Genomic DNA, 25,545 nt, shown 5'->3' on the forward strand with positions numbered 1-25,545 from the left:
TTTTACGCTATTACCTTTTAAAGATCTGTGCTAAAAAATAGGGTAATTAAAAAGATTGTTCTTGGTTATAACCAACTTTTCTGTATTGCTGAACTCTGTCTAGCAATTTATTACAAAACATCTTGAATGATGAGTACTCGTAATTATGGCTATTTAGTGCACGCATAATTGATTTATTTTGATCGATGATATTTTTAATCGACTGGTTTGATGTTCCACCTAATCGCATTTTCACCATAATTTCTGGAATATAAGCTACATTAATTTTATGGGTAAATAGCAGTCTTAACACCACTTCATAATCTGCTGCACTTTTATAATCCAGATTAAAGAGCATACTGTATTTATCATGAACCTCTTTGCGAACATAAAAAGTAGGATGAGCAGGCATCCATCCTTTTCCAAATAACTCAGTCCTATAGGGGCAAGATTTCCAATAACGAACAACTTTATCAATATTATGTTGTTGAACATAAACTAAATCACCATAACAGGCATCAACACGTGGATCTGCTAATTTATTCGCAATAGTACTTAGGACATCTTTATGGGCGAGCATATCATCGGAATTTAATAAGCCTATAATATCCCCTGTTGCTTTTGATATCCCACGATTCATTGCATCATAAAGCCCATTATCTCGCTCTGATGTTAAATGGGCGATGTGAGCTTTATTTTTTTCAAGAATTTCAAGTGTGCCATCCGTAGATCCCCCATCAATAATAATATGTTCCACATCTTGATGGGTTTGCATCTGAATTGTTCTGAGTGTATCACTTATTGTCGCTACACTATTATAACATGCTGTAACAATTGAAATTTTCATAGGGCTCCCTGATTAAGATTGTATGAGTAGAAAAGGACGGATAGTCCTTTGCAGCATAAAGAACGATGAATAACCTAATAAAACTAAGCTGGCTATTGCTGAAGAAATGGCGGCTCCAGTTAAGCCTAATTGCGGTACTAAAAGAGTATTGCCAATGATCATTATAAAAAAAGAGCTTAAATTGATTTTTAAGATTAATTTATCATTGTGCTGGGCATACAGAGTATAAAGAGGTACATCAGCAATACTGCGAGCAGCTGCACTAAGCAATAATATATAAAATATATTGATATGCTCTAAATAAACAGCTTTATTAAGTAGATTAACGAAAGGGTAAACACAAATTAAACTGATGAGGGAAAATGCAATGACAAAAATAACAGTGTACTTAAACATATGCATTGACTCTAGATAAAATTGCTTCGTATCGTTTTGCTTCCATGCGCTCAATAATTGTGCCAGCCTCATTTTTGCTACCCCAGTATTAACCAGACTATGTAAGGTAATACTTAAACCGGCATAAAAAGTATAAATTCCCACAGCCGCTAAACCACAATAATAACTTACAAAAAAGCGTTCGATATACAAAAGACTCAAGGCACAAAAAGCAGAAATTAAAAAAGGTCGCGATACTTTTAAACCCTCCCTCATTAAATTCCAGCGCACAGGGTGTTTCCATATAGTACTCCACGGGTAATGAAATAAAGGAATAAAACCAACAAAAATACTCATAGCAGCACCAATTATCCAGGCAAGAAGAATTATATTAAATTGTCTGCTTGGGGGACAGAAATAGAAAATTGGAAGCAAAATATATATCCAGAGACCTTGCCTCACAAAAAATATAACATTTGCCAGATAAGGATGGGCTAATGCTACAAGAATCCGTAACATTTCGCTTGAAGCGTGTTCGAATATGAGAATAATGAAAAACCAGAAGCACAGGGAAGAGGGGAACAAGTTGAAGTAAAAAATCCCATAAAACAAGGGGGAAAAGAAGGTAAACGTGATTCCATACAGTATAAATTGATCGCGTATAATCAGAACTTTTTCGCTGTTTGAAGCACCTACTAGTGCCCTAGAAGTGTAATTATAAAATTCAAGGCCTAAAAAAAATAGTCCATAGGCTGCCAATGCAGTTATAACCCCATATAATCCCAATTCACTAGGTTGAAAATACTTTACCATACAAAGTACCAGGAGGAATTTTCCTGCAAGACTGAGTGCTCTTATGGCAATTGCAGTTATATTACGGAGCCATGAGAAACTCATAAAGTGAAAATATCCTTTGGATTGATAACCATATTTTAAGTGTGACAATAAATTTTTAAAAAAGAGCTTAAATTATCCAGTAGACTGGCTACTTTAGCAACGACTTTTGTATGCTATTTTAAAGAACTTGCATCACATTAAAGGTAACCTGAAATTTTCGAACTAGATAATAGCAAAGCCTGACATTCTGAGTAAATCGGGAATATAGATCTTTTTTATAACAAGACGTAGAACCCTTTAACTAATAGTATGCCTAAATGTTTAGTTCATTTATGTGGTAAAAGCCTTCTGCAAAGGCAAATAGATACTTTAAACTCATGTGGTATTGAAAATATTCAAATTGTTACTGGATATTGCTCACAAAATATTGAAACGCTCGGTTATTTGACTTCTAAAAACTGTCAATACGATACAATTAACATGGTATACAGTTTGTTTACTGCGCGTGATTTTTTTAATACTGCTGAGGATTTAATTATATCCTATGGAGATATAGTTTACGATAAAGAGAACTTACTCCGCTTAATCGATTGCTCTGGCGAGCTGGCAATTATGAATGACAGAGGTTGGTTTGATTTATGGTCTTTAAGAATGGAGAATCCTTTAGAAGATGCCGAGACTTTCATTTTTGATGATGATGGTTATGTAAAATCCCTTGGACAAAAACCAGTTAGTTATACTCAGATTGAGGGTCAGTATACCGGATTAATAAAAGTCAGTGCTGATAAATTAGAAGAAGTAGTGGAATTTTATAATGGCTTAAATAAAGAAATTTTCAACGATAGAAAAGATTTTAATAATATGTACATGACTACATTTTTGCAACTACTAATAAATGAAGGATGGAAAGCAAAATCTGTTGATGTTAAAAATAGATGGTTAGAGGTTGATTCCATTCATGATTTATCTATGTACGAAGCATTGGCGATGGAAGGTAATTTAGGCAAATATTATAAAATAGAACTATAACCTACATTCCCGTGAAATTTTAGCACAGCTAGGGCGTGTTTTTAAAGTTTCAGCCATAGAAAAATACTTATCACAGTTAATGCACCTAAAAACATGGCGGCAGTTTTATCATACCGCGTTGCAATTCTTCTGAACCCTTTGATTCTGTTAAAAAATCGCTCGATATGATTCCTTTCTTTATAAATATGAGCATCATGCTCAATAAAAAGGATTCGGTTTTTTTTACTTGGAATAACGGCCTCAACTCCGCGCTTTGCCAACTCTTCCCTAAATTCATTGCTATCGTAGGCACGATCAGCCAATAAATATTCACTTTTATCTCCACCCAATAAAGCTTTTGCTACCTTTAGTTCATGCTCTTGACCGCCTGTTAATAAAAACCCTAAAGATAAGCCAAATGAGTCTACTTTGCATGAATTTTCGAGCTAAATCCGCCGCGACAACGTCCAAGTGCTTGATATTTTTGACCACCTATCGCACCTGCTGATGTGCTCGAACGATACCACCATCCATCATATGCCATTCGTGATCGCCATCTTTTTTTTAAAATTTCAAGTATTCCATTGGAATTTCCCTTTTTTACCCACTGATTGTAACGACCATAAACACTTTGCCATAATCTGGCGGTAAATCTCTCCAAGGCGCCTCCGTCCTGATTATCCAACAAACTGCTTCAATAAATAATCGGTCATTTTCCCCATGGCGACCTTTCGGAGCAGCCAGTAATTCTTCTAATTTGCTCCACATCTTGTCATCAGTAACAAATCTTGACATCCATTTACTCCATTTTCACTATGGAGTTTTTTTATCAGATTTTTAAGCATTTGAAAACTTTAAAAACAAGCCCTAGTTAATCCTACACTGATGATAGGGTGTATATTTTAACCAAGATATATTGAATATATGAAAGATTAATTGATGCTAACAGGCGCTGTTGAATAAATCAAACAAGTTAAATCCCCTTCAATCAGACAGTTTTATAAGATATGGTACACTTCAAGGGGAGTTACTTGGTCGCGGGTTTGCCAGGGTAGATACTAGAACACATCAAAGCCTTTTGGAAGCGAGTATGTTTGTTCAAACTATTAAGTACCGTGAGGGTTTAAAATGGCATGTTTAGAAGAAATTGTTTATCATGATGGGAGTGGATCACTGCTGGAATGACTGAGGAATTTACCAAGAAATTAAATGGCTATGGTACTGATTTACCTCAAATAAAAAAGTAAATGAGACAAATGATAGGATTTTGTAACTACTTTGTATAAAATTAACCAGTAGTTATTTGTCAGGTATAAAAATGATTAATCAAAAGAAAGTTCTCGCAATAATACCAGCCAGAGGTGGTAGTAAGGGTCTACCAGGGAAAAACATTCGACCATTAAACGGCATGCCCTTAGTCGCGTGGCCGATACAAACGGCTTTAAACTCTAAATATATTGATCGTGTTATTGTAACAACAGATGACCCGGAAATTGCAAAAATAGCACAGGAATATGGTGCTGAAGTACCCTTTATACGTCCTGCGGAATTTGCAAAAGATACTTCACCTTCCTCAGAAGCAATAATTCATGCCATCCAATTCTGTACAGAAACAGACGGTACTTACGACTATACCGTATTGTTGGAACCTACTTCACCTTTAACAGAATCTTCCGATGTTGATAGGGCCCTGGAAACTTTAGTTTCAAGTAAAGGATTGGCCATTGTAGGTACATGTAAAGTAGAAGCGACCCATCCAGTTTATTGTGCCACTATTGGTGAGGATAGTTTATTAAAGCCATTTAACAGAGATAACTTTGCAAAACCGATTCGAAGACAAGATGTAGACGAGCTTTTTTTCTTTGAAGGTTCGCTTTATATTTCTGAAGTCAAAAAATATTTGGAAACACAGACCTTTTATCACGAACTTACTCTACCCTATGTAGTTCCTGCCTGGAAAGCACTCGAGATTGATACCCTCCTGGATTTCTTTAAAGTTGAAGCGGTGATGAAGAATAAAGAATTATTGAATTTAATTAATTAAAATGGAATAAAAATGTCAACTGAATTCACATCACGTTTATTAAATGTAATACCTGGTGGAGCCCATACTTATTCAAGAGGATATGATCAATATCCTGAAAATGCACCGCAAATTATGGAGCGAGGTAAGGGTGCTTATACATATGATGATAAAGGAAATGAATATTTAGATTATGGAATGGCTTTACGTGCAGTAAACATTGGTTATGCTGAGGATGAAATTGATCAGGCAGCATTTGAGCAAATTAGAAAAGGTAATAATCTAACCAGACCTTCAATGATTGAATTGGAAGCGGCAGAACTGTTAGTTAGTTTGATTGATAGCGTGGATATGGTGAAATTTACCAAAAATGGTTCCACTGCTGTTTCAGCAGCTGTTAAATTGGCAAGAGCTTATACTGGCAGGACTTTGATCGCACGATGCGCTGAGCAGCCATTTTTTTCTTATGATGATTGGTTTATTGGTTCTACTCCAATAAAACGAGGCATTCCAGATAACATTATTGAACAAACCAAATTGTTTCATTATAACAATCTTACCTCTTTAGAAGAATTGATTGAACAGTATCCTGATCAAATTGCATGTGTCATTCTTGAGCCTTCCAGTTTGGAACATCCTGCGCCTTCTCAATCGGTACCAGGAGAAACTTATCTTCATGACGTTCAGCGATTATGTAAAAAGCATGGTATTGTTTTTGTGCTGGATGAAATGATTACCGGATTTCGCTGGGACTTAAAAGGAGCCCAGCATTATTATAGCATTCAAGCCGATCTATGTACTTTTGGTAAGGCTATGGCTAATGGTTTTGCTGTTGCTGCAGTTGCGGGAAAAAGAGAAATCATGGAGTTGGGCTCAATTGAATTTGCTGGACGGGAGCGCTTGTTTTTGTTGTCTACCACTCACGGTGCAGAGATGTGTGGACTTGGGGCTTTTGTAAAAACCATGGAGTTAATGCAACGATATAATGTTGTGGAACATATGTGGGATTATGGGAAAAAATTGATATCATTAATGAATAAACAAGCCTCTTTGGCAGGTATATCCGATTACTTTAAAGCGGGAGGAGTCGAATGTTCTCCATGGTATGCCACCTATAATCATATAGGGGAAGCGTCATTGCCATTTCGCACTTTATTTTCCCAGGAAATGATAAAAAATGGTGTTTTAATGCCCTGGATTGCGTTAAGTTACAGACACAGTGATAAAGAGTTGGAAAAAACTTCGATTGCTCTGGAAAAAGCATTTAAAGTGTATGCATTTGCTTTGGAGCAAGGTTCAACCGAAGGCTATTTGCAAGGTGATGTAATTAAACCAGTATTCCGACCTACTAATTAGAATGAAAGATAAATCTCCTATGAATAATCTATTAAAAGAAAAAGTTATTGTAATAACAGGAGGAGCAGGTCTTCTCGGGGCGGAATTTGTATCTGCTGTTGCCGCACAAGGTGGTATTGCGATTATTGCTGATTTTAATAAAGAAGCAGGCCTTAATATCAGGGAAAAAATAAGTCAGAAAGAGAGTAGGGGGCAAGTGGATTTTGTTCCAATTAATATTACTGACAAGTCTTCCATACTCCAGGCCATTAAATTCGTCTCAGAGAAATATGGAAAAATAGATGCTGTAGTTAATAATGCTTATCCACGAAATAAAAACTACGGTCGAGCATTGATGGATGTTGAATATACTGATTTTTGTGACAATATGAATCTTAACCTGGGAGGATATTTTCTTACCTCACAACAGTTTGCTGCTTATTTTATTCAGCAGGGTTTTGGAAATATTGTAAATATTGCTTCGGTTTATGGTGTAATAGCACCCAAATTTGAGATTTACGAAAATACCCAAATGACTATGCCCGTTGAATATTCTGTAATAAAATCGGGACTCATTCATCTCACTAAGTATTTTGCAAAATCATTTAAGGGAAAAAATATAAGGGTTAATTCTTTAAGCCCTGGCGGTATTTTGGATTCTCAACCTAACTCTTTTGTTAATGCCTATCGTGATGAGTGCATTAATAAAGGAATGTTAGATAAAAGTGACTTATCAGGCTCATTAATCTATTTATTATCTGATATGTCAAGTTGTGTTAATGGCCAGAATCTTATTGTGGATGATGGATTTACAATATAAGTAGGTGATTTATGAGCGAAAAACTTAAACGATGTTCAAACTGTCTGCTTCCAGAAACCTATGAAACAATTGAATTTGATAAAAATGGATGTTGTAACATTTGTAATTCTGCAAAGATAAAAAAAGAGAATATTGACTGGGAAGCGAGGAAGAGACTGCTTGATCAATTGATAGAAAAATATCGTGGTAAAGGGGATTATGATTGTATCATTCCTTTTAGCGGTGGAAAAGACAGTACCTTCCAGCTTTTATATCTCATGAAAGAATATAAAATAAAACCCTTGGTTGTGCGCTTTAATCATGGATTTATGCGTTCAGTTATTGCCGAAAATAATGAGCGGACATTTAAAAAACTAGGGGTTGATGTAATAGAATTCACTCCCAGTTGGAAAATTGTTAAAAAACTAATGCTTGAGTCCTTTATTCGTAAAACGGATTTTTGTTGGCATTGTCACACTGGGATATATTCTTATCCAATGCAAATTGCGCTTAAATTTAATGTGCCTCTCATATTCTGGGGTGAGCCTCAAGCTGAATTAACAGCCTATTATGATTATCTTAATGATGAGATTGAATACGAAGATGAGAAAAAATTTAATATGATTAGAAACCTGGGCATTTCTGCTGATGATATGTATGGCATGATTAATACTCCAGAAGATCCAATAGATAGAAGAGATTTAAATCCGTTTACTTACCCTAAACTCAGTGAGTTAAAAAAACTGGGTTATGCTTCTGTATGTTTAGGTAGTTTTATCCCTTGGGATTATGAGGCTAATACTAAATGGATAAAAGAAGAACTCGGCTGGAAGGCTGATGAATTGGAAGGTGTACCTAATGAGGTCAACTCAACAGGTGAAAAAATAGAGTGCTTTATGCAAGGAACTCGAGATTATATTAAGTTTATAAAAAGAGGATACAGTCGCATCACCCAAATCAATTCTATTAAATTACGCAATGGCATTATTAGCAAAAAAGAAGCAGAGCAGTGGAATGCTATGGAAGGACATCGACCTGAGTCATTAGATGTTTTTTTAAGTTATGTGGGACTTACTGAAGACGAGTTTAATATTATTGTCAAAGAAATGGCCATACCTCCTTATGAACATGATTTTGCAAATAATAAAAAAGCGAAGCCGGTGTGGGATACGATCAAGTGGTATAGAGAAGGTGAATGGAAAAAATAATTGGTATAGTAGATTACGGAATGGGGAATATTAATTCAGTTTATAATGCCCTTACTTATCTTGGCTATGAAGCAGAAATAGTCACAACTGTTCAGGAAATTGAACGGTGTTCTCATCTTATTGTTCCCGGAGTGGGTTCCTATGCAAAAGCAATGGCGAATATTGCTGAATTGGGTGTTGATGTTGCAATAGTGAATCATGCGAAGATGGGAAAACCATTGCTGGGCATATGCTTGGGAATGCAAATTCTTTCAGAAGTAGGGGAAGAGGGAGGAAATATAAAAGGTTTAGGACTTATTCCTGGCAGGGTTCAATTGCTGGATTTAGTTGATTTACCTGTTCCTCATGTGGGTTGGAATTCACTTAATTTTAATGCTGATCATCCCATGTTTGCCAGTTTAAAAAAACATGTTGATTTTTATTTTGTTCATTCGTATTTCTTCGATGTTGAGAGCCCTGAAAATGTGCTTGCCTCTTCTGACTATGGGAATCAATTTGCCGCAATTGTCGGTAAAAAGAATATTGTAGGAATACAATTTCATCCTGAAAAAAGTCAAGATAATGGCTTATTGTTAATTGAGAATTTTTGTGAGTGGAATGGCGAATGTTAAAAAAACGAATAATTCCAACTTTGTTATTAAGCAAGGGAAGAATGGTTAAAGGCAAGCAGTTTGGTAATTTTCGTGATACAGGTGATCCTGTTTCTGCTGCCAGAATTTATAATGCTCAAAATGCTGATGAATTATTTTTCCTGGATATTGATGCACACCGAACTGGAAGTGCTTTTGAAATCTTAGAGAAAACAATTAAAGAAGTGGCAAAAGAATGTTTTATGCCATTGTCTGTCGGTGGGGGGATTAATTCCGTAGATAAAATAAGACGTTTACTTCTTGCCGGCGCGGATAAAATTTCGATTACCACTGCTGCACATACTTATCCCGACTTAATTAATCAAGCGGCAAATTTATATGGACGACAATGTATTGTTGTTGGTTTAGATGTAAAATTAGAAGAGGGTAATTACGTACTTTATAGTCATTGTGGCACTCAAAAAACACAAAGAACCTTACGCGACTTTATCTTGGAAATGACGGAAAGAGGAGCTGGCGAATTTGTTATTAATTCTATTGATAATGATGGGATGATGACCGGGTACGACTTTCAATGCGCTAAAGAAGTTAAGAGTTATACTGACCGACCGATTATTATTTCTGGCGGTGCGGGAACATTTATGCATTTAGTTGATGCATTTAATGAAGCACAGGTCGATGCCGTAGCTTGTGCCAGCATTTTCCATTTTGGTGATAATAATCCTATTCGTGCCCGTTCTTATTTATTGAATCAAGGTATACCAATGAAGCTAACAAAATGAAGCTTTCACTTGATCACAAGTCGCTTACTTATTATTTAGTCAGACAATTAGAACATTTCTACCCTGATCAGATTGATGTCAAGGAAGGAGTTGTCAAAGTAATGCCTTATGTACTTGAACGAATGGATTACTGTTTTAGGCAAATTCATAAAAAATATTATTTTGAAAATGGACAGGCCTTGTTTAATCATCTTAATTCAGATCATTACTCTATGTTTTTATATCTTATTGCTAATGAAGCATATAAGCATCAATTTATTAATGTTGCTGAAAAGGCTTTTTTATTAAATAAGGCACTTCACGGTATAGATGCGTTTTACTCTATAGCTTTGCCTGAGGTATTTTTATTTGTTCATCCGATAGGCACTGTTCTGGGCAATGCACATTATAGTGATTTTTTTGTTGTATATCAGAATGTTACCATTGGAACAGACGTAAATGGCGTATATCCCATTTTTGGAAAAGCTAATATTTTATATTCGAAATCCTCAGTGATAGGACATTGTACTATTGGAAATAATGTATGTATTGCTGCAAATGCTTTTATAAGGAATAGTAATATCCCTGATGATGCAATCGTGTTGGGTTTACATCCAGATGTTAAGATTAAAAAAAATAACAAAGACAACAAAAAAGATTTTTTTTCATAACATCACAAAAACCTTAGTTTGAGATTTTAGGGGGTGAAAAAGGATGCCCCCCTAACCCTTTGATTTAGGCGGTTTTCTTCTTTTCTTCTAAAAAATGATTAACCGATAATTGTAACTCTTCTTGCAAAGAATAAGGAGGAGTCCAATTAAGCAGCTTGTTTGCTTTGCTGAAATCAATTTCGATGTTGTAGAACAACTGATCTGATAATTTGGATAGACCCGTTAATTTAAAAATGAGTTTTAAAATTTTAGATGGGATAGGGATTAAGATGCTTTTTTTATGCATCGCCCTGCCAATTTGATTAATAAGTTCAGTGGTTGATAAAGCTTCTTTATCAGCAATAATGAATGTTTCATTTTTTGCTTTGTCTGCTGCAATACAGACAATAATGAAATCAATAAGATTATTTATACCTATAAAATGACGTTTATTTTTAATTGCTCCCAAGGGTAGGGGTAGACCTTTGTTCACTAATGTAAATAATTTTTTAAAATTATTTTTGACGTTAGGACCATATACTAAAGGGGGTCTTATAATTACTAGTTCTATTTTATCAGCAATCTCTCTTAATCCTTGTTCTGCTTTCAATTTTGATAGTCCATATGCATCAATAGGTGTTAGCGAAGTTTCCTCTGTAAAGGGAGTATGTTGCTTCATATTTCCAAAAACACTCATACTGCTTAAAAATATAAAACGTCGCACACCATGATGGGCTGCTCTGTTCGCTAAATTTAGAGTGACGTCATAATTAGAGGTCATAAACTGTTGTTGCGATTCATCAGTATGAGTTGGGTGTAATTGCGCTCCACAATGAATGACGGTATCTATATCTTCAAATAGAGTTTCCCATTGCTCAGACTTAACTAAGTCATTCATCGAATAGATACTTAATGTACCGGAGACTTCATCTTTTAATCGTTGAGCCGAATGAGTCGAGTGGGTTAAAATTCGGATTGAAAAATTTCTTTTTAGTAAAGTATAAATTAAAGCTCTTCCAACAAACCCATTAGCTCCAGTAACTAAAACTCTATCTTTCTTCATATAAATCCTTTAAATAAGCTAAATATGATGTGTTAAAATTAATCATTATCCAATCACACAAGTGAGGACTACTCGTTCATCATTGAGGACCATTCCGCCTCTATGTATTCCTTTTGAATCAAATACTACTGCATGACCTTTGCCAGCCGTAATTTTCCATTCTGCTGCTAATATTTGCTTGGCTGCTTCGCTATTTGTTTGCAGATCATTTCCAAACGCACATTTTTTTTGTAAAAAAACGGGTAAAGCAGAAAAGATTTGACGAGTTTTTTGATCAGTAGCGGAACAACCAGAAGTGTCATTTACTTCCTGAATTAAATTGTCAACCCAATTTGGTTTATTGCGATGAGATCCAACAGTAAAGGAGAAAGGGCCATTATCGGCATTTACATCACTAAGATAAATGATTACTTTAACATCTCCCCCAGACGCATCGCGATGACAATAAGCAGTACTGGTGGGATCAACTTCTAAATCAGAGAAAAAGTTTCGCCAAAAATCATCACTTTTATCATTAATCTGTGGATTAATATCAACTATTTTAACCGGACGTTTAAGATATTTGGCAGTAGCTTCTAAAATACCACTTTCAGTAAGAGATAATTCAACGGCCTTGAATAGATCGACATTACTGGGGCGAGGAACTGTACAACGAGATTCTGAAAATTCACGACTTCCATTAAGCTTTTGATTGCGAATAGTACGTAAATTGTTAATTAAGGGAACAGTTAATTGATTTATCTTATCAAATTGATAAGGATTGAGATTTACAACACATATGCCTTGAGTATCGAGTGTTTTGAAAATCGGTGTTCCTTTTTGTCCGATAGTCATTTCTTTTCTATAAAACGTTTTATTGTAATTATTAACAAGAACTTTCTTTAGGAAACCTATGAAATTATTTATCGAGTTTGGTTTACGTAGATGTGCTGGTATTAGCTCATAAGAAATAATACGTTTAATTGATACAAATAAAAAATATTTAGTAAAAATAATTAATGATATTATTTTGCTTCTCAAATTAGCTGATTGCACAAAAGCACTATAAGCGGGGTGTTGTGCATAGTAAATTGTATCTGGAACCATTTTGGGGGTTTGATTGAATAAAACCTTTATTGACTGAGGAGGTAAAACGAGATTTGAGGCATGATTATCCATGCTTTCCTCTAGATTCTGATGCATACCAATTCCTGTAAATTAAAATATAAATATATCTTATATAACCCCAAAGTATCGTAATATTACCTAATTCTAAAAAGGAAATACATATTTAGAAATTTTATTGCTTTTGAAACTAAGAGAATAGAATAAAAAAACGAATTGGTTTTTAACAAGCAACCGGGATGAAAAATGCAAGATAAAATTGATTGGGCAAAACAATCTTCAGTGGCTTGACTTAGGCCGTGGATTATTTTAATAGTTGGTTGCTCATTGACACGGGCATGACAGAAAGTTATGTAGAGTAAAACACAGATGAATTGTTGTGGCTTTGATTCAGAGAGAGTACAAAGAAAATTGACAATCATCCCATTATTTATAATAATTCGTTTTTTTTATCGGCACAACTTTCATCAAGCAAAGTCAATATAACAATTTTAAATATCTTATATTTAACTTAAAAGTAAATGAGTAACATATTGATATGGGTCCGCATGTCTGGAACAAAATTAAGGAAAAATAAGAGCTATTCATCCATCATTTATAGTTAAAAATTCACTCAAATTAACCTATTTAAACCTACTCAATACCGTATGAATAGTGATTGCTACTACGAATTGTCTTAGGTCATTTTACCACAACTCTATCAGAATGACTTATCCACAAGTCCACAGGTCAGGAGAGCTTCACTTTCTCGTATAGGCCTGTGGGCCTTGTGGGTAAGTCATGACGCTCTCATTTAGGGTTTATGGTCTTTTCCGGCCATAATACACCTCTGCGGGCGTTAAATAATTAAAGGACTGGTGAAGCCTTCGGTTATTATAATACTCAAAATACTCCGTTAAGGCCAGCTCAACCTCTTCAATTGTATCAAAATCATACCGGTAGATTTTTTCTTGCTTAACACTACGCCACAATCGCTCGATAAATATATTATCTAAATAACGTCCTCGCCCATCCATGCTGATAGAAATGTGGTGAGATTTTAGCGTATTTATCCAATCTTTTGAGGTAAATTGAGAACCCTGATCCGTGTTAAAGATCTCACAACGCGAATGCAGCAAAGCGTTTCTAAGCGCCTCAATACAAAATTCAGCCTCCATAGTAGGTGAAATAGCCCATCCAATCACATAACGACTATACCAGTCCATAATAGCTACTAAATACACATGCTTTCCTTTCATGCGGATGTAGGTGATATCTGCGGCCCAAACCTGATTTGGTTTGGTGATATCCACCTCTTTTAATAAATAAGGGAACACCTCATGCTCCTTATTGGGAACGCTTGTATTTGGCTTTGGGTAAACAGTCGATAACCCCATCATTTCCATCAACTTTTTTACTCGACGTTTACCAACAGGATAGCCTACTTCTTTTGACAGCCATCTTGCCCGCTTAATTTTACCTTCACATGGATACTGCAGATAGTGCTCATCAAGTAGCGCCATAAGCGCTTCATCTTCGACAGAAATGGGCTTGGCACTATAATAATAACTTGAAACAGGCAAGTCTAATAGCAAGCATTGTTCACGAATGGTGAGCTCGGCAAGAGGATCAATCATGACGCGCTTTTCATCCAGACTAAAGTTCATGCTTTTTTTTTAGCCAAGATAGCTGCGCTTGAAGTCGACCAATTTCTTGATATAATGCCTCAACAAGCTGCTCTTGGGACTTGGCTTCTTTTTCATTAGCCCCAGAGAATAAATCGTTAATGGCTTTGATGGCCGATTGCTTCCAAGTTTTTACCTGCGTTGCGTGAACACCGTATTCACTGGTAATTTGCGCTTGTGTGAGTTTCCCCTCAATCGCAGCTAGCGTTATTTTTGCCTTCTTGGCCGCCGTATAATAAGCTCGCTTTTTAGACATTTTATTCTCCTCTTTGTATTAAGAAGAATAGCTCTTAAAAAACCTTTTTTTGTGTCCAGAAAACCGCGCCTATATTATATTGATTAGATAAAGAGCTGTAACAAGGAACGTCAATGAATTTGATACCGACAATTTTGTGTGGTGGGGCGGGTTCTAGACTTTGGCCTCTCTCTCGGGAACTGCATCCTAAACCATTTATTCGACTGGCCGGTGGGAATAGTCTATTGCAAAAGACTTTTTTACGAAGCGCTCAATTGTCTGGAGTTGAAGAAATTCTCACCGTCACTAATCGCGATTTTTTTTTTAAAACTGAAGAAGAGTATCGTGAGGTAAATGACACTGATTTAAAGATGACGTATATTCTCGAGCCTTTTGGTCGGAATACTGCTGCAGCTATTGCTGTTGCTGCTCTCCATGTAGAACAAATCTATGGCGAAAATGCGATGATGCTTATTTTGCCGGCTGATCATGTCATATCTGATCAAGAAGCCTTTTCTGAGGCTGTGTCAAAAGCAATTGATCTTGCTCAAGAAGGAAAATTAGTCGTATTTGGGATACAGCCTGAGCGAGCTGAGACAGGTTATGGATATATCGAAACTGATGGTCACAATGTACAGGGGTTTGTTGAGAAACCCTCATTAGAAAAAGCGATAGAATACTGCGACTCTGGAAAGTTCTTGTGGAATTCAGGTATGTTCTGCTTTTCAATTAGAACGATATTACGAGAAATGAAACATTATTCACCCGAGATCTTTCTTGCTTCTCAAGCATGTATAGAACAATCCCATCATTCTATCGGTAAGGATTTTACCCAAATCGATTTAGATGAAAAAAGTTTTAAATTGGTTCCAGAAGACTCAATTGACTATGCTTTAATTGAAAAATCCAAATCTATGGCTGTTGTACCTTGTAGTATTGGATGGAGTGATATTGGTTCTTGGAATGCTTTGGGAGATTTGACTGAACCTGATGCTCAAGGTAATCGTATTGAAGGTGAAGCATTGGTTCATGATGTAACAAATTGTTATATTCTGAGTAAAGAGCGGATGGTTGGAGCTGTAGGTCTTGATAATCTGATTATCATTGATACACCTGATGCTTTATTAGTTGCAGATAAGTCTCGTGTTCAGGATGTGAAGCGTATTTATTCTGAATTGAAAGAACAGGAACATGATACTTATAAGTTACATCGAACTGTGCACCGTCCCTGGGGTACATATACAGTGTTGGAAAAGGGACCCAGGTTCAAAATAAAGCGTATTGAAGTAAAGCCTGGTGCAAGTCTTAGTTTGCAAATGCACCATCATCGAAGTGAACATTGGATTGTAGTTAGTGGAATGGCCAAAGTTATAAATGGTGAAAAAGAAATGTATGTGAATACCAATGAGTCTACTTTTATTCCTGCTGGCCATAAACATCGATTGGAAAATCCAGGATTGATGGACCTTGTCATGATTGAGGTACAGAGTGGTGAATATATGGGTGAAGATGATATAGTTCGTTTTGAAGATGTATATGGACGGGTTTAAAAAGCAAACTAAAGAGAGCTTCACCATTGAAGACGTGTAGCTATAAGTTAAGGTGTCGAGAAATACAAATCAATTTCTGTAAAGCGGACCAAATCTGTAGTATGTTTATATTTTTCGTAAAATTAAGGGGTATTGGGTGAAAACTGCATTAATTACCGGGGTTACTGGTCAAGATGGAGCCTATCTAGCAGAGTTTCTTATTAACAAAGGATATGTTGTACATGGTATTAAGCGACGTTCCTCGCTGCTCAATACAGACCGAATAGACCATTTGTACCAAGATCCTCATGAAAAAGACTTAAATTTAATTTTACATTATGGAGATATGACAGACAGCAGTAGCTTAATTCATATTATCCAGAAAACAAAACCTGACGAAATTTATAATCTTGCAGCACAGAGTCATGTATCCGTTTCATTTGAAGAACCTGAATATACTGCAAATTCCGATGCTTTAGGGGCATTACGTGTTCTAGAAGCTATTCGAATATTGGGTTTTGAAAACAAAACTAAATTTTACCAAGCATCTACCTCAGAGCTGTATGGTTTAGTTCAGGAAACTCCTCAAAAAGAAACCACACCATTTTATCCTCGCTCCCCTTATGCAGTCTCCAAATTATATGCTTATTGGATTACTGTAAATTATCGTGAGGCATATAATATGTTTGCCTGTAATGGTATTTTATTTAATCATGAATCGCCAATTCGTGGAGAAACTTTCGTAACTAGAAAGATCACTCGAGGTTTAGCTCGTATTAAATGTGGTTTAGAGGAATGCTTGTATTTAGGAAATATTAATGCCAAGAGGGACTGGGGCCACGCCAAAGATTATGTTGAGATGCAATGGTTAATGTTGCAGCAGGATAAACCGGAAGACTTTGTTATTGCTACTGGAGTACAGCACAGTGTTCGTGAGTTTATTAGTATATCTGCTCAGGAGATTGGCTTGGATTTACATTGGGAAGGTGAAGGTCTTGAAGAGAAAGCATATACTAGTGATGGTGTTTGTCGTATAGCTATCGACCCACGTTATTTTCGACCTACCGAAGTGGATACTTTATTAGGTGATGCCAGTAAAGCACGCACCCAACTAGGTTGGGAGCCTAAAATCACTTTTCATGAGTTAGTGAAAGAAATGATTAATTCGGATTATCAAATTGCGTGTAAAGATAAATTTGTTAAGGAAAATGGATACAAGGATTAATGTAAGTTAATCAATATCTATCGATTCAGAAGTCTTTTCCAAATGAATTAGGATTTTAATAAATGATAAAATTTATGCATGAGAATGCAAGAATATTTGTTGCTGGACACTCTGGCTTGGTTGGATCAGCTATTGTCAGATCCTTGAAAAAACAAGGTTATACTAACTTGATTCTTAAATCCAAAAATCAATTGGATTTAAGAGAACAAAGCAGTGTGCGGGTTTTTTTTGAAAAAGAGCAACCTGAATTTGTTTTTATGGCTGCAGCAAAAGTTGGTGGTATCGTTGCAAACAATACATATCCAGCTGATTTTGGCTATGAAAATCAAGTTATTCAAAATAATATTATTCATGCTTCATGGGTAAATAAAGTGCAGCGTTTATTGTTTTTAGGTTCTTCTTGTCTTTATCCTCGGGAATGTCCTCAGCCTATGCGCGAAGAATATTTATTAACTGGACCTCTTGAGTCAACAAATAAGGCCTATGCATTAGCTAAAATTTCAGGGATTTCTATGTGTGATTCCTTTAATAAGCAATATAAAACCAAATATTTAGTTGGTATGCCAACTAATCTGTATGGTCCAAATGATAATTACGATCTGCAAGCATCACATGTCATACCTGCATTGATGAGAAAAATTCATGAAGCCAAAGTATCGAATAGCTCGTTCGTTGAGGTGTGGGGTACCGGGGTGGCAAAACGAGAATTCATGCATAGTGATGATATGGGGGATGCAGCGCTTTTTTTATTAAATTTACCGGAATCTCAATACGATGATCTAATTAATTGTCCCGTAAGTGGGCCTTTGGTAAATATTGGCTATGGAAAGGACATATCTATTAAAGAGCTTGTTGAATTGCTTTGTATTATTGTGGACTATAAAGGCGAACTTAAATGGGATACAACCAAGCCGGACGGTACGCCCAAAAAGCTGTTAAATACAGAAAAAATTAATAGCGCTGGATGGCAACCAAGATTGTCGCTAGTAGACGAATTAAAGAGAATTTACATGGATAAATTTTCTAATGGAATTAATTAATATTATCTAAAAATATAGGGTAAATTTATAAATGAAAGATGTCATTTTTTTTTCGCATCATAATACTACCCCATGGTGGCAATTTTTAGCAGATAATTTAAGTTTTACAAATTCTGCCAGTTTGGCCAGCGATTTCCGTGAGAAAGTAGATATTTCTATTGTTGATGATTTTTATCATCATCTTAATACAAAAGATTGCTGCGAATTTGCTATTCAACATTTATCATCAGAAGTTTGTGATGAAATAATCAGAAGGTGTCGTGTTTTAAGAAATTTAAAAAAATCTACTGCTCTATCAATGATAGGCTCAATGTGGTTGACCTTTGATAATGTAATAAAAAAAGAAAGTCCTAAATTAGTAATAAGTTTCATTATCGATCGTTACGTGTTGGACGTATTAAATCGAGTGCTTCAATCTTATAATATTCCTTTTATTGGCATGACCGCCTCAATTATACCTGATTATGTGATGTTTATGACTGGGGGTAAGCTACTTCCTCTTCGAGAGCCAGAAATTTCAGAAGTTGAGCACTCTAGAAAACAGCTGATGAATGAATCATTTGCTCCGTCTTATGTAAATAAAAGTAAAAAATACAGCTTGTTTTTGTTCTGGCGGACTTTTGTATACTTTAAAACAAGAGGAATGTTTTTTAACCTAATTCGTCATTTGAAGCGGAACAAATTAAATCTACACTACCTTGATAGTTTAAATTGTTTGGAACATAAACCTCGTTTGAATGACTATAAAGCGCTCCGCTATTTAGATAAAAATTGGGAAAATAAGTTAAGAGAAACTCCAAGTGAAAAACGAGTTTTTTTAGCATTGCAGTTATTACCTGAAGCCTCGTTAGATTATTGGCTTGATGATTTGACGTTACTTAATAATGAACAAATTGTATTTGAAATATGCACGGTTCTAGGAAATGCAGGTTATGTTCTGTTTGTTAAAGATCATCCACTGCAGTTTGGCTTTAGGAAAAAAGAAATAATTGAGAAACTCGCTACCCTTCCCTCTGTTATCATTGTACCTTACGACGCTCCTGCTACTCAATTAATTAAGGAATGCAGCATTTCAGTAACCTGTACAGGTACTATAGGCTTTCAAAGTGTATTAGCAGGTGCATGCTCCATAGTTAGTGGAGCCTATTATTCAGACGAAGAACATTTTATTCACTTTCATAGTCTAGCAGATATAGCATTACTTCCCGACAAAATTAGGGCATTTCAAAAAAATAAACCGGAAAAAATCACCGAGCAGTCGATAGATGATTTATTAACTAAAGTTTTGGCGGCAAGTATTCCCGGCGATCTGTTTAGTTTTAAACGATTTGATAAAAATAATCCAAGTCATATTAGTCGAGTAAAACCTTTAATAGAATCATTAAATAAATATTTACCACAATTCTTAAATGCGGAAATGTAGCTATTATTATGATAATTTTAAGTATTTTTGCATTACTTTCTACGATAATGACGAAGTTGTTTTACATACTGGCTCAAAATACCAGGCTTGTAGATAAACCAAATGAACGATCTCTTCATCTCAAGCCTACGGTAAGAGGAGGTGGCGTTGTATTCATTGGATTATCCTTAATTTCTTTAACTTTTCTTAGTTATTTTACCGGAGCGTCTTTAGCTCAACAGATCGTCTTAATTTTCAGTATTTTTTTACTTGCTACTATTAGTTTTATTGATGACTTATATCAATTATCGGCTAAATCCAGATTTTTGGTTCAATGTATCGTTGCATTATCAGTTTCATTATTTCTTAGACCTGAAATCCTGGATTTTGGAGTATTTATTATAAATACCCGTTTTTTAATAGTCCCTTTTCTATTTTTTGCGGTTATATGGGCTATTAATCATTTTAATTTTATGGATGGTCTTGATGGGCTGTGTGCTTTACAGGCCATATTTTTATTCGCATCTTATGCACTGTTATTCAGTATCCACGACGCACTATTATACCAGGAGTTTTGTTTTGTTCTTATCGGTAGTCTGTTTGGTTTTTTAATTTTTAATTTTCCACCTGCGAAATTATTTATGGGAGATATAGGAAGTGCTACTTTAGGATTCATTACTTTTTGTTTAGCAGTAATTGCCCAACAAAAATTTCAAATTCCAATAATATACTGGTTCATATTAAATGGGTTGTTTCTTTTTGATGCGACAATTACCTTAATACGCAGAGTTATTAATAAAGAAAAATTTTCTGTTGCTCATCGGAAACACGCATATCAACGATTAAAGCAATATGGTTTGGACACCCGGTTAATTTTATTGGGACAAATATTCATTAATGCTTCCTTTCTGTTGGGCATTCTACTGTTACATAACAATAATTTGAGCCTGAGTATATTATTGTTCTTTATGGTAGGGCTTATGTCTCTTATTTATTATTTCATTGAAAAGCTTTTTCCTATGTTTCAAACAATAAAATTATAAAAATTTTTCAATATTTCTATTTCATTACCTTGCTTAGTTAAAATAATTCTAAACCATAGACTGAAGGTAAGGTAATAAGAAGTTACTGTTTTGAATAGACTAATTATTTATAATTCCTTTCTCTGGTATTTTTCTTGTTTTATAAATAGATTATACTCGTGATAATACAAATATTATTATCTCAAGACCCCTAAAGTTTCAGCTTTATATTTTAATTAATGTTTGTATTTTTTAAAATAATAACTATAAAATGCCCGTCACTCTTAATACTCCGTTAATAATCAAGGTGTAAAATAGATTACGAAGAACAATAGTGTGTAACTTAGTCATTTAGTAGCTACGAAGAACACCATGGAAGCGTTCTATGGAGAAATAAGTAGTTACATCGTTAGGGAGATTTAGTCATGTTAATTTTGACTCGGCGTATAGGTGAGACCTTGATCATTGGTGATGATGTGAATATCACTGTGTTGGGTGTAAAAGGTAACCAGGTTCGCTTAGGTATTAATGCACCAAAAGATGTTTCTGTCCACCGTGAAGAAATTTATTTACGTATACAACAAGAAAAAGAATCTGGTGATTCTGAAGAAGCTGTATAAGTCGATTTCCTCGCAGTTCATCCAGTCCCGAGCGCCTAACAATGCTTGGGACGAACCCCTCATACTGTAAAGATAAATTTAATACTCCATCAAGCTTGATCCTGAAATATATTCAGGGTGTATTTATCAATCAATTATTAAGCATTAGTGTTTCCACGAACAAATACTCGTATCTCCTGCTTCAATGATTAAGCGCGAAATGTATTCCAGACTATTCAAAGGATTTTATAGCTAGCCTATTTAGATAATTAAATATCAATTAAACAGCTCCAACACCTTCTCTGGCGGTCTTCCGATTATTGCTTTGCCGTTAAAGGTAATAATTGGGCGTTGCATTAATAGAGGCTCTGTTAGCATGGCCTGTAACACACTGGTTTCATCATTAAGAGATAATCCTGATTCTTTAAAAAAGCGTTCGTTTGTTCGAACAAATTCCGAAAGAGCAAAGTGGGACCGTAAAACAATTAATTGTTCCATACTAAGTGGAGTTTTAAGATATTCAATAATAGTGACATTACAGTGGACCCCATTGTCAAGACAGCGATCCGTTTAATTTAAGATATAACTTTAATTCTACTTTCTTTCGTTGACGAGGGTGCGTAGCACACGAGTCAACCACAATAGCAGTTAATGAAACACCTGTTATTGAGCCTGTGGGTATGTGGGCGCGAAGCCATCGAGTGTGGTCAAGCGGTGGATAACGTCTTTTTGTTATCCATGGCTTGTCCACATGTCCCGAAGGGCGATGGCTGATCCGCAGGACGCGTCCACATATCCACAGGCATTCCATTACGCTGCAGCCTCATATAGGCCAGCATAAACCTCTGACGGCGTGTATATTCCAAATGATTGATGAGGTCTTTCGTCGTTATAAAACTTGAAATACACCCTTAAACCATTTCGTAGTGCTAAAACTGTTCCGTATTCTTTTATGTAAATATCTTCATATTTGACTGAACGCCATAGCCGTTCAATGAACACATTATCCATCCATCGACCTTTCCCGTCCATGCTAATTTTGATGTCATGGTCTTTTAAAACATCGGTAAACGCCTTACTGGTAAACTGGGAGCCTTGATCCGTATTAAAAATATCAGGCCTGCCGTGGAGCCTGATGGCGCTCTCCAACGCGCTTACACAAAAGTCATCATCCATGCTGTTTGATACCTTCCAAGAGAGCACCTTGCGGCTATACCAGTCCATTATTGCCACCAAATATACAAAGCCTCCTTGCATCCTAACGTAGGTAATATCGGTGCACCAAACCTGATTGGGTCGATCAATCACTAAACCACGTAGCAAGTAGGGATAAACCTTTTGTTCCTTGTTCTTTTTACTCGTATTCGGCTTTGGTGCCACTGAAACCAGACCCATGATCCGCATCAAACGCTGCACTCTCTTACGGTTAACGTCATGGCCAAGGCGACGTAAATAAGAACGCATCTTTCTGCTTCCATAGAAAGGATGGCGCATGTATTCCTCATCAATCAAGACCATCAAAGCCAGATTCTCTGGGCTCTCGGTACATATTCCTTCGCCAGCAGTGCGATAGTAGCTAGCGCGTGACAAATTAACCAATGCACATTGGCGTACGATGCTGAGTGTAGGGTGATTGACATCAATCATGGCTCGCTTCTCCCGCACGCTCAACTTAGATGACCGGTCTTTTTTTTAAGCCAGTCTAACTCAACCGCTAGCTGGCCTATTTGCGTGTATAATCGATCTCGTTCTTGTATGATGGAGTCCATGTCTTTGTCATGCTTGCCGCTAAACAATTGCTTGCTTCCATCCAGTAATTGTTTTTTCCACAGATTGATTTGTGTTGCATGCACCTCAAATTCAGATGCCAATTCATTGGTCGTCTTGTGACTTTTTAATGCCTCAATTGCTACCTTTGCTTTGAAGTCAGATGTAAATTTTTTTTTAGCCACTTGGTACCCCGTTTAACAATGGTTTCTATTTTACACCACTGTCTCATTTTTGGGGTCCACTATAATATAGGCGCGGTTTTCTGGACACAAAAAAAGGTTTTTTAAGAGCTATTCTTCTTAATACAAAGAGGAGAATAAAATGTCTAAAAAGCGAGCTTATTATACGGCGGCCAAGAAGGCAAAAATAACGCTAGCTGCGATTGAGGGGAAACTCACACAAGCGCAAATTACCAGTGAATACGGTGTTCACGCAACGCAGGTAAAAACTTGGAAGCAATCGGCCATCAAAGCCATTAACGATTTATTCTCTGGGGCTAATGAAAAAGAAGCCAAGTCCCAAGAGCAGCTTGTTGAGGCATTATATCAAGAAATTGGTCGACTTCAAGCGCAGCTATCTTGGCTAAAAAAAAAGCATGAACTTTAGTCTGGATGAAAAGCGCGTCATGATTGATCCTCTTGCCGAGCTCACCATTCGTGAACAATGCTTGCTATTAGACTTGCCTGTTTCAAGTTATTATTATAGTGCCAAGCCCATTTCTGTCGAAGATGAAGCGCTTATGGCGCTACTTGATGAGCACTATCTGCAGTATCCATGTGAAGGTAAAATTAAGCGGGCAAGATGGCTGTCAAAAGAAGTAGGCTATCCTGTTGGTAAACGTCGAGTAAAAAAGTTGATGGAAATGATGGGGTTATCGACTGTTTACCCAAAGCCAAATACAAGCGTTCCCAATAAGGAGCATGAGGTGTTCCCTTATTTATTAAAAGAGGTGGATATCACCAAACCAAATCAGGTTTGGGCCGCAGATATCACCTACATCCGCATGAAAGGAAAGCATGTGTATTTAGTAGCTATTATGGACTGGTATAGTCGTTATGTGATTGGATGGGCTATTTCACCTACTATGGAGGCTGAATTTTGTATTGAGGCGCTTAGAAACGCTTTGCTGCATTCGCGTTGTGAGATCTTTAACACGGATCAGGGTTCTCAATTTACCTCAAAAGATTGGATAAATACGCTAAAATCTCACCACATTTCTATCAGCATGGATGGGCGAGGACGTTATTTAGATAATATATTTATCGAGCGATTGTGGCGTAGTGTTAAGCAAGAAAAAATCTACCGGTATGATTTTGATACAATTGAAGAGGTTGAGCTGGCCTTAACGGAGTATTTTGAGTATTATAATAACCGAAGGCTTCACCAGTCCTTTAATTATTTAACGCCCGCAGAGGTGTATTATGGCCGGAAAAGACCATAAACCCTAAATGAGAGCGTCATGACTTACCCACAAGGCCCACAGGCCTATACGAGAAAGTGAAGCTCTCCTGACCTGTGGACTTGTGGATAAGTCATTCTGATAGAGTTGTGGTAAAATGACCTAAGACAATTCGTAGTAGCAATCACTATTCATACGGTATTGAGTAGGTTTAAATAGGTTAATTTGAGTGAATTTTTAACTATAAATGATGGATGAATAGCTCTTATTTTTCCTTAATTTTGTTCCAGACATGCGGACCCATATCACTATACATCCCAGCTTTTACTTTGAAGTATTTCCAGTGTTTTTCTAGACTTAGAACAATGGGGGTTATGATATAGAGTGATTTTTTGCATGCGGTTTTTTAACATTTCCTGAGAATGAATCAGACTTTATCATGTTTTTTTAATTTTATCTTGTTCAATACGGAGATCAATCCAGGGTAGGCTAATGTTTTCATACATGACCCTCTTGTCCAGTAATTTTTTCTTTGTGCCGGACAATTTTTTAAAAGACAGTCTCTATTGGATTAAACAAGATCCAATTTGAGAGTTTACGAAACATTTTTATATTTATTTTGGAATTCATGAGTAGATCTCTGAGATGATCAAGACCATATCGAAAGAAGCTGTTTTTTGGTTTTTTTTGGTTTCGTAATTTTTTAAGGACAATAGGTTTAACAGAGGCCTTCCATTCACCGATGCGATGGGTCCAAACAAAACCTAGAGCGAGTAACACCAAGAATTTTTCGATGCGTTTAGGTTCAATAACTCGTGTATCTTCAAAGCGCCATCCCTTGGTTTTTAATGCAGAAAAAAGACATTTGATTTCCCATCGACGCAGATAGCAAGCGATAGCATTTTTAGGATGTTGGTTGGTCACAACAATCATCAGGTCTTCACGCGAGTTTTTGCTGCCCGCCAAGTAAAGTGTTTGACAAAAAAAAAAGACCTTCATGCCAAATACGTGTTGCTGATACGGAGCTAAATGATCGAATAACTGAGCTGAAGTTTTAAATCTATTCCTTCCAATACACACA

25 protein-coding genes and 3 pseudogenes are annotated in these 25,545 nt (G+C 36.1%); 16 read left to right on the forward strand and 12 right to left on the reverse strand.

Annotation, left to right across the window (positions count from 1 at the left end; translation table 11 throughout):
- Positions 1 to 46: 46 nt before the first annotated feature.
- Together HRS36_RS06480 and HRS36_RS06485 are read right to left on the reverse strand one after the other, a co-directional pair.
- A complete protein-coding gene (locus HRS36_RS06480) occupies positions 47 to 826 on the reverse strand; it encodes a glycosyltransferase family 2 protein (protein WP_173236662.1) in 780 nt (259 codons plus the stop codon).
- 12 nt (positions 827 to 838) lie between these two features.
- Positions 839 to 2,098, reverse strand: a complete 1,260-nt coding sequence (locus HRS36_RS06485) for an MATE family efflux transporter (protein WP_173236663.1) — start codon at positions 2,096 to 2,098, stop codon at positions 839 to 841.
- 249 nt (positions 2,099 to 2,347) lie between these two features.
- On the opposite strand from HRS36_RS06485, the gene HRS36_RS06490 reads away from it, so the two are divergent.
- Complete coding sequence (locus tag HRS36_RS06490; RefSeq protein ID WP_173236664.1) at positions 2,348 to 3,067, forward strand: phosphocholine cytidylyltransferase family protein; 720 nt, start codon at positions 2,348 to 2,350, stop codon at positions 3,065 to 3,067.
- A gap of 41 nt (positions 3,068 to 3,108) precedes the next feature.
- On the opposite strand, the pseudogene HRS36_RS06495 reads toward HRS36_RS06490, so the two are convergent.
- The 3 genes and pseudogenes from HRS36_RS06495 to HRS36_RS19030 all read right to left on the reverse strand — a co-directional run.
- Positions 3,109 to 3,414 (reverse strand): annotated as a pseudogene (locus HRS36_RS06495) (transposase); the annotation flags it as partial.
- A 56-nt stretch (positions 3,415 to 3,470) separates the two neighbouring features.
- Positions 3,471 to 3,707, reverse strand: coding sequence for a hypothetical protein (locus HRS36_RS06500; protein WP_173235392.1), 237 nt, complete (start codon positions 3,705 to 3,707; stop codon positions 3,471 to 3,473).
- Entirely contained in the window at positions 3,647 to 3,841 is a 195-nt protein-coding gene (locus HRS36_RS19030; protein ID WP_173236665.1) for a transposase, read from the reverse strand. Before HRS36_RS19030 ends, HRS36_RS06500 begins: the two co-directional genes overlap by 61 nt.
- 523 nt (positions 3,842 to 4,364) lie before the next feature.
- On the opposite strand from HRS36_RS19030, the gene HRS36_RS06510 reads away from it, so the two are divergent.
- Genes HRS36_RS06510 through HRS36_RS06540 form a run of 7 tightly spaced genes read left to right on the forward strand, consistent with a single transcriptional unit; the run spans position 4,365 to position 10,433 of the window.
- Positions 4,365 to 5,090 (forward strand): acylneuraminate cytidylyltransferase family protein, encoded by a 726-nt coding sequence (locus HRS36_RS06510; protein WP_173236666.1) that lies wholly within the window; start codon positions 4,365 to 4,367, stop codon positions 5,088 to 5,090.
- Positions 5,091 to 5,102: 12 nt separating this feature from the next.
- The gene (locus HRS36_RS06515; protein ID WP_173236667.1) at positions 5,103 to 6,425 is read left to right on the forward strand and encodes a glutamate-1-semialdehyde 2,1-aminomutase; all 1,323 of its coding nucleotides are present in this window, start codon (positions 5,103 to 5,105) and stop codon (positions 6,423 to 6,425) included.
- 19 nt (positions 6,426 to 6,444) lie between these two features.
- Positions 6,445 to 7,224, forward strand: a complete 780-nt coding sequence (locus tag HRS36_RS06520; RefSeq protein WP_173236668.1) for an oxidoreductase — start codon at positions 6,445 to 6,447, stop codon at positions 7,222 to 7,224.
- Positions 7,225 to 7,235: 11 nt separating this feature from the next.
- Positions 7,236 to 8,411, forward strand: coding sequence for an N-acetyl sugar amidotransferase (locus HRS36_RS06525; RefSeq protein WP_173236669.1), 1,176 nt, complete (start codon positions 7,236 to 7,238; stop codon positions 8,409 to 8,411).
- The gene (hisH, locus tag HRS36_RS06530) at positions 8,399 to 9,022 is read left to right on the forward strand and encodes an imidazole glycerol phosphate synthase subunit HisH (protein ID WP_173236670.1); all 624 of its coding nucleotides are present in this window, start codon (positions 8,399 to 8,401) and stop codon (positions 9,020 to 9,022) included. The genes HRS36_RS06525 and hisH overlap by 13 nt, the downstream gene beginning before the upstream one ends.
- Positions 9,016 to 9,783, forward strand: a complete 768-nt coding sequence (gene hisF / locus HRS36_RS06535) for an imidazole glycerol phosphate synthase subunit HisF (protein WP_173236671.1) — start codon at positions 9,016 to 9,018, stop codon at positions 9,781 to 9,783. The genes hisH and hisF overlap by 7 nt, the downstream gene beginning before the upstream one ends.
- Positions 9,780 to 10,433: an LbetaH domain-containing protein gene (locus tag HRS36_RS06540; protein ID WP_173236672.1), complete on the forward strand. Its 654-nt coding sequence runs from the start codon at positions 9,780 to 9,782 to the stop codon at positions 10,431 to 10,433. Before hisF ends, HRS36_RS06540 begins: the two co-directional genes overlap by 4 nt.
- A 64-nt stretch (positions 10,434 to 10,497) precedes the next feature.
- On the opposite strand, the gene HRS36_RS06545 is transcribed toward HRS36_RS06540, so the two are convergent.
- The 4 genes from HRS36_RS06545 to HRS36_RS06560 all read right to left on the reverse strand — a co-directional run bounded on the left by HRS36_RS06545 (position 10,498) and on the right by HRS36_RS06560 (position 14,499).
- Positions 10,498 to 11,475, reverse strand: coding sequence for an NAD-dependent epimerase/dehydratase family protein (locus tag HRS36_RS06545; protein WP_173236673.1), 978 nt, complete (start codon positions 11,473 to 11,475; stop codon positions 10,498 to 10,500).
- A 45-nt stretch (positions 11,476 to 11,520) separates the two neighbouring features.
- The gene (locus tag HRS36_RS06550; RefSeq protein WP_173236674.1) at positions 11,521 to 12,657 is read right to left on the reverse strand and encodes a phytanoyl-CoA dioxygenase family protein; all 1,137 of its coding nucleotides are present in this window, start codon (positions 12,655 to 12,657) and stop codon (positions 11,521 to 11,523) included.
- Between the two features lie 722 nt (positions 12,658 to 13,379).
- A complete protein-coding gene (locus tag HRS36_RS06555) occupies positions 13,380 to 14,225 on the reverse strand; it encodes an IS3 family transposase (RefSeq protein WP_173235473.1) in 846 nt (281 codons plus the stop codon).
- The gene (locus HRS36_RS06560) at positions 14,215 to 14,499 is read right to left on the reverse strand and encodes a transposase (RefSeq protein WP_173235475.1); all 285 of its coding nucleotides are present in this window, start codon (positions 14,497 to 14,499) and stop codon (positions 14,215 to 14,217) included. The genes HRS36_RS06555 and HRS36_RS06560 overlap by 11 nt, the downstream gene beginning before the upstream one ends.
- Positions 14,500 to 14,612: 113 nt before the next feature.
- On the opposite strand from HRS36_RS06560, the gene HRS36_RS06565 reads away from it, so the two are divergent.
- From HRS36_RS06565 to csrA, 6 genes are all read left to right on the forward strand, one after another.
- The gene (locus tag HRS36_RS06565; RefSeq protein WP_173236675.1) at positions 14,613 to 16,028 is read left to right on the forward strand and encodes a mannose-1-phosphate guanylyltransferase/mannose-6-phosphate isomerase; all 1,416 of its coding nucleotides are present in this window, start codon (positions 14,613 to 14,615) and stop codon (positions 16,026 to 16,028) included.
- 136 nt (positions 16,029 to 16,164) lie between these two features.
- A complete protein-coding gene (gene gmd / locus HRS36_RS06570) occupies positions 16,165 to 17,232 on the forward strand; it encodes a GDP-mannose 4,6-dehydratase (RefSeq protein ID WP_173236676.1) in 1,068 nt (355 codons plus the stop codon).
- Between the two features lie 62 nt (positions 17,233 to 17,294).
- Entirely contained in the window at positions 17,295 to 18,272 is a 978-nt protein-coding gene (locus tag HRS36_RS06575; RefSeq protein ID WP_267313937.1) for a GDP-L-fucose synthase family protein, read from the forward strand.
- A gap of 31 nt (positions 18,273 to 18,303) precedes the next feature.
- On the forward strand, positions 18,304 to 19,695 hold the full coding sequence (locus HRS36_RS06580; protein ID WP_173236677.1) for a capsular polysaccharide export protein, LipB/KpsS family: 1,392 nt from the start codon (positions 18,304 to 18,306) through the stop codon (positions 19,693 to 19,695).
- An 8-nt stretch (positions 19,696 to 19,703) separates the two neighbouring features.
- Positions 19,704 to 20,717, forward strand: a complete 1,014-nt coding sequence (locus tag HRS36_RS06585) for an MraY family glycosyltransferase (RefSeq protein WP_420814317.1) — start codon at positions 19,704 to 19,706, stop codon at positions 20,715 to 20,717.
- A 404-nt stretch (positions 20,718 to 21,121) separates the two neighbouring features.
- Entirely contained in the window at positions 21,122 to 21,316 is a 195-nt protein-coding gene (gene csrA / locus HRS36_RS06590; RefSeq protein WP_173236678.1) for a carbon storage regulator CsrA, read from the forward strand.
- A gap of 255 nt (positions 21,317 to 21,571) precedes the next feature.
- Here csrA and HRS36_RS06595 read toward each other — a convergent pair.
- Positions 21,572 to 21,823: pseudogene (locus HRS36_RS06595) on the reverse strand (ArsC/Spx/MgsR family protein); the annotation flags it as partial.
- 282 nt (positions 21,824 to 22,105) lie between these two features.
- A pseudogene (locus HRS36_RS06600) lies at positions 22,106 to 23,247 on the reverse strand (IS3 family transposase).
- A gap of 139 nt (positions 23,248 to 23,386) precedes the next feature.
- Between HRS36_RS06600 and HRS36_RS06605 the strand changes: the two are divergent.
- Positions 23,387 to 23,671: a transposase gene (locus HRS36_RS06605; protein WP_173235475.1), complete on the forward strand. Its 285-nt coding sequence runs from the start codon at positions 23,387 to 23,389 to the stop codon at positions 23,669 to 23,671.
- Positions 23,661 to 24,506: an IS3 family transposase gene (locus HRS36_RS06610; protein ID WP_173235473.1), complete on the forward strand. Its 846-nt coding sequence runs from the start codon at positions 23,661 to 23,663 to the stop codon at positions 24,504 to 24,506. Before HRS36_RS06605 ends, HRS36_RS06610 begins: the two co-directional genes overlap by 11 nt.
- 507 nt (positions 24,507 to 25,013) lie before the next feature.
- On the opposite strand, the gene HRS36_RS18635 is transcribed toward HRS36_RS06610, so the two are convergent.
- Entirely contained in the window at positions 25,014 to 25,544 is a 531-nt protein-coding gene (locus tag HRS36_RS18635) for a hypothetical protein (RefSeq protein ID WP_226905594.1), read from the reverse strand.
- Between the last annotated feature and the right edge of the window lies 1 nt (position 25,545).

The organism is Legionella antarctica (assembly GCF_011764505.1).
GTDB classification, from domain to species: Bacteria; Pseudomonadota; Gammaproteobacteria; order Legionellales; family Legionellaceae; genus Legionella; species Legionella antarctica.

Excerpts from the sequence above, each read along its gene's own strand:
- HRS36_RS06480 (WP_173236662.1), bottom strand. The coding sequence starts at position 826 with ATGAAAATTTCAATTGTTACAGCATGTTATAATAGTGTAGCGACAATA.
- HRS36_RS06485 (WP_173236663.1), bottom strand. The coding sequence starts at position 2,098 with ATGAGTTTCTCATGGCTCCGTAATATAACTGCAATTGCCATAAGAGCA.
- HRS36_RS06490 (WP_173236664.1), top strand. The coding sequence starts at position 2,348 with ATGCCTAAATGTTTAGTTCATTTATGTGGTAAAAGCCTTCTGCAAAGG.
- HRS36_RS19030 (WP_173236665.1), bottom strand. The coding sequence starts at position 3,841 with ATGTCAAGATTTGTTACTGATGACAAGATGTGGAGCAAATTAGAAGAA.
- HRS36_RS06510 (WP_173236666.1), top strand. The coding sequence starts at position 4,365 with ATGATTAATCAAAAGAAAGTTCTCGCAATAATACCAGCCAGAGGTGGT.
- HRS36_RS06515 (WP_173236667.1), top strand. The coding sequence starts at position 5,103 with ATGTCAACTGAATTCACATCACGTTTATTAAATGTAATACCTGGTGGA.
- HRS36_RS06520 (WP_173236668.1), top strand. The coding sequence starts at position 6,445 with ATGAATAATCTATTAAAAGAAAAAGTTATTGTAATAACAGGAGGAGCA.
- HRS36_RS06525 (WP_173236669.1), top strand. The coding sequence starts at position 7,236 with ATGAGCGAAAAACTTAAACGATGTTCAAACTGTCTGCTTCCAGAAACC.
- hisH (WP_173236670.1), top strand. The coding sequence starts at position 8,399 with ATGGAAAAAATAATTGGTATAGTAGATTACGGAATGGGGAATATTAAT.
- hisF (WP_173236671.1), top strand. The coding sequence starts at position 9,016 with ATGTTAAAAAAACGAATAATTCCAACTTTGTTATTAAGCAAGGGAAGA.
- HRS36_RS06540 (WP_173236672.1), top strand. The coding sequence starts at position 9,780 with ATGAAGCTTTCACTTGATCACAAGTCGCTTACTTATTATTTAGTCAGA.
- HRS36_RS06545 (WP_173236673.1), bottom strand. The coding sequence starts at position 11,475 with ATGAAGAAAGATAGAGTTTTAGTTACTGGAGCTAATGGGTTTGTTGGA.
- HRS36_RS06550 (WP_173236674.1), bottom strand. The coding sequence starts at position 12,657 with ATGCATCAGAATCTAGAGGAAAGCATGGATAATCATGCCTCAAATCTC.
- HRS36_RS06555 (WP_173235473.1), bottom strand. The coding sequence starts at position 14,225 with ATGAACTTTAGTCTGGATGAAAAGCGCGTCATGATTGATCCTCTTGCC.
- HRS36_RS06560 (WP_173235475.1), bottom strand. The coding sequence starts at position 14,499 with ATGTCTAAAAAGCGAGCTTATTATACGGCGGCCAAGAAGGCAAAAATA.
- HRS36_RS06565 (WP_173236675.1), top strand. The coding sequence starts at position 14,613 with ATGAATTTGATACCGACAATTTTGTGTGGTGGGGCGGGTTCTAGACTT.
- HRS36_RS06575 (WP_267313937.1), top strand. The coding sequence starts at position 17,295 with ATGATAAAATTTATGCATGAGAATGCAAGAATATTTGTTGCTGGACAC.
- HRS36_RS06580 (WP_173236677.1), top strand. The coding sequence starts at position 18,304 with ATGAAAGATGTCATTTTTTTTTCGCATCATAATACTACCCCATGGTGG.
- HRS36_RS06585 (WP_420814317.1), top strand. The coding sequence starts at position 19,704 with ATGATAATTTTAAGTATTTTTGCATTACTTTCTACGATAATGACGAAG.
- csrA (WP_173236678.1), top strand. The coding sequence starts at position 21,122 with ATGTTAATTTTGACTCGGCGTATAGGTGAGACCTTGATCATTGGTGAT.
- HRS36_RS06605 (WP_173235475.1), top strand. The coding sequence starts at position 23,387 with ATGTCTAAAAAGCGAGCTTATTATACGGCGGCCAAGAAGGCAAAAATA.
- HRS36_RS06610 (WP_173235473.1), top strand. The coding sequence starts at position 23,661 with ATGAACTTTAGTCTGGATGAAAAGCGCGTCATGATTGATCCTCTTGCC.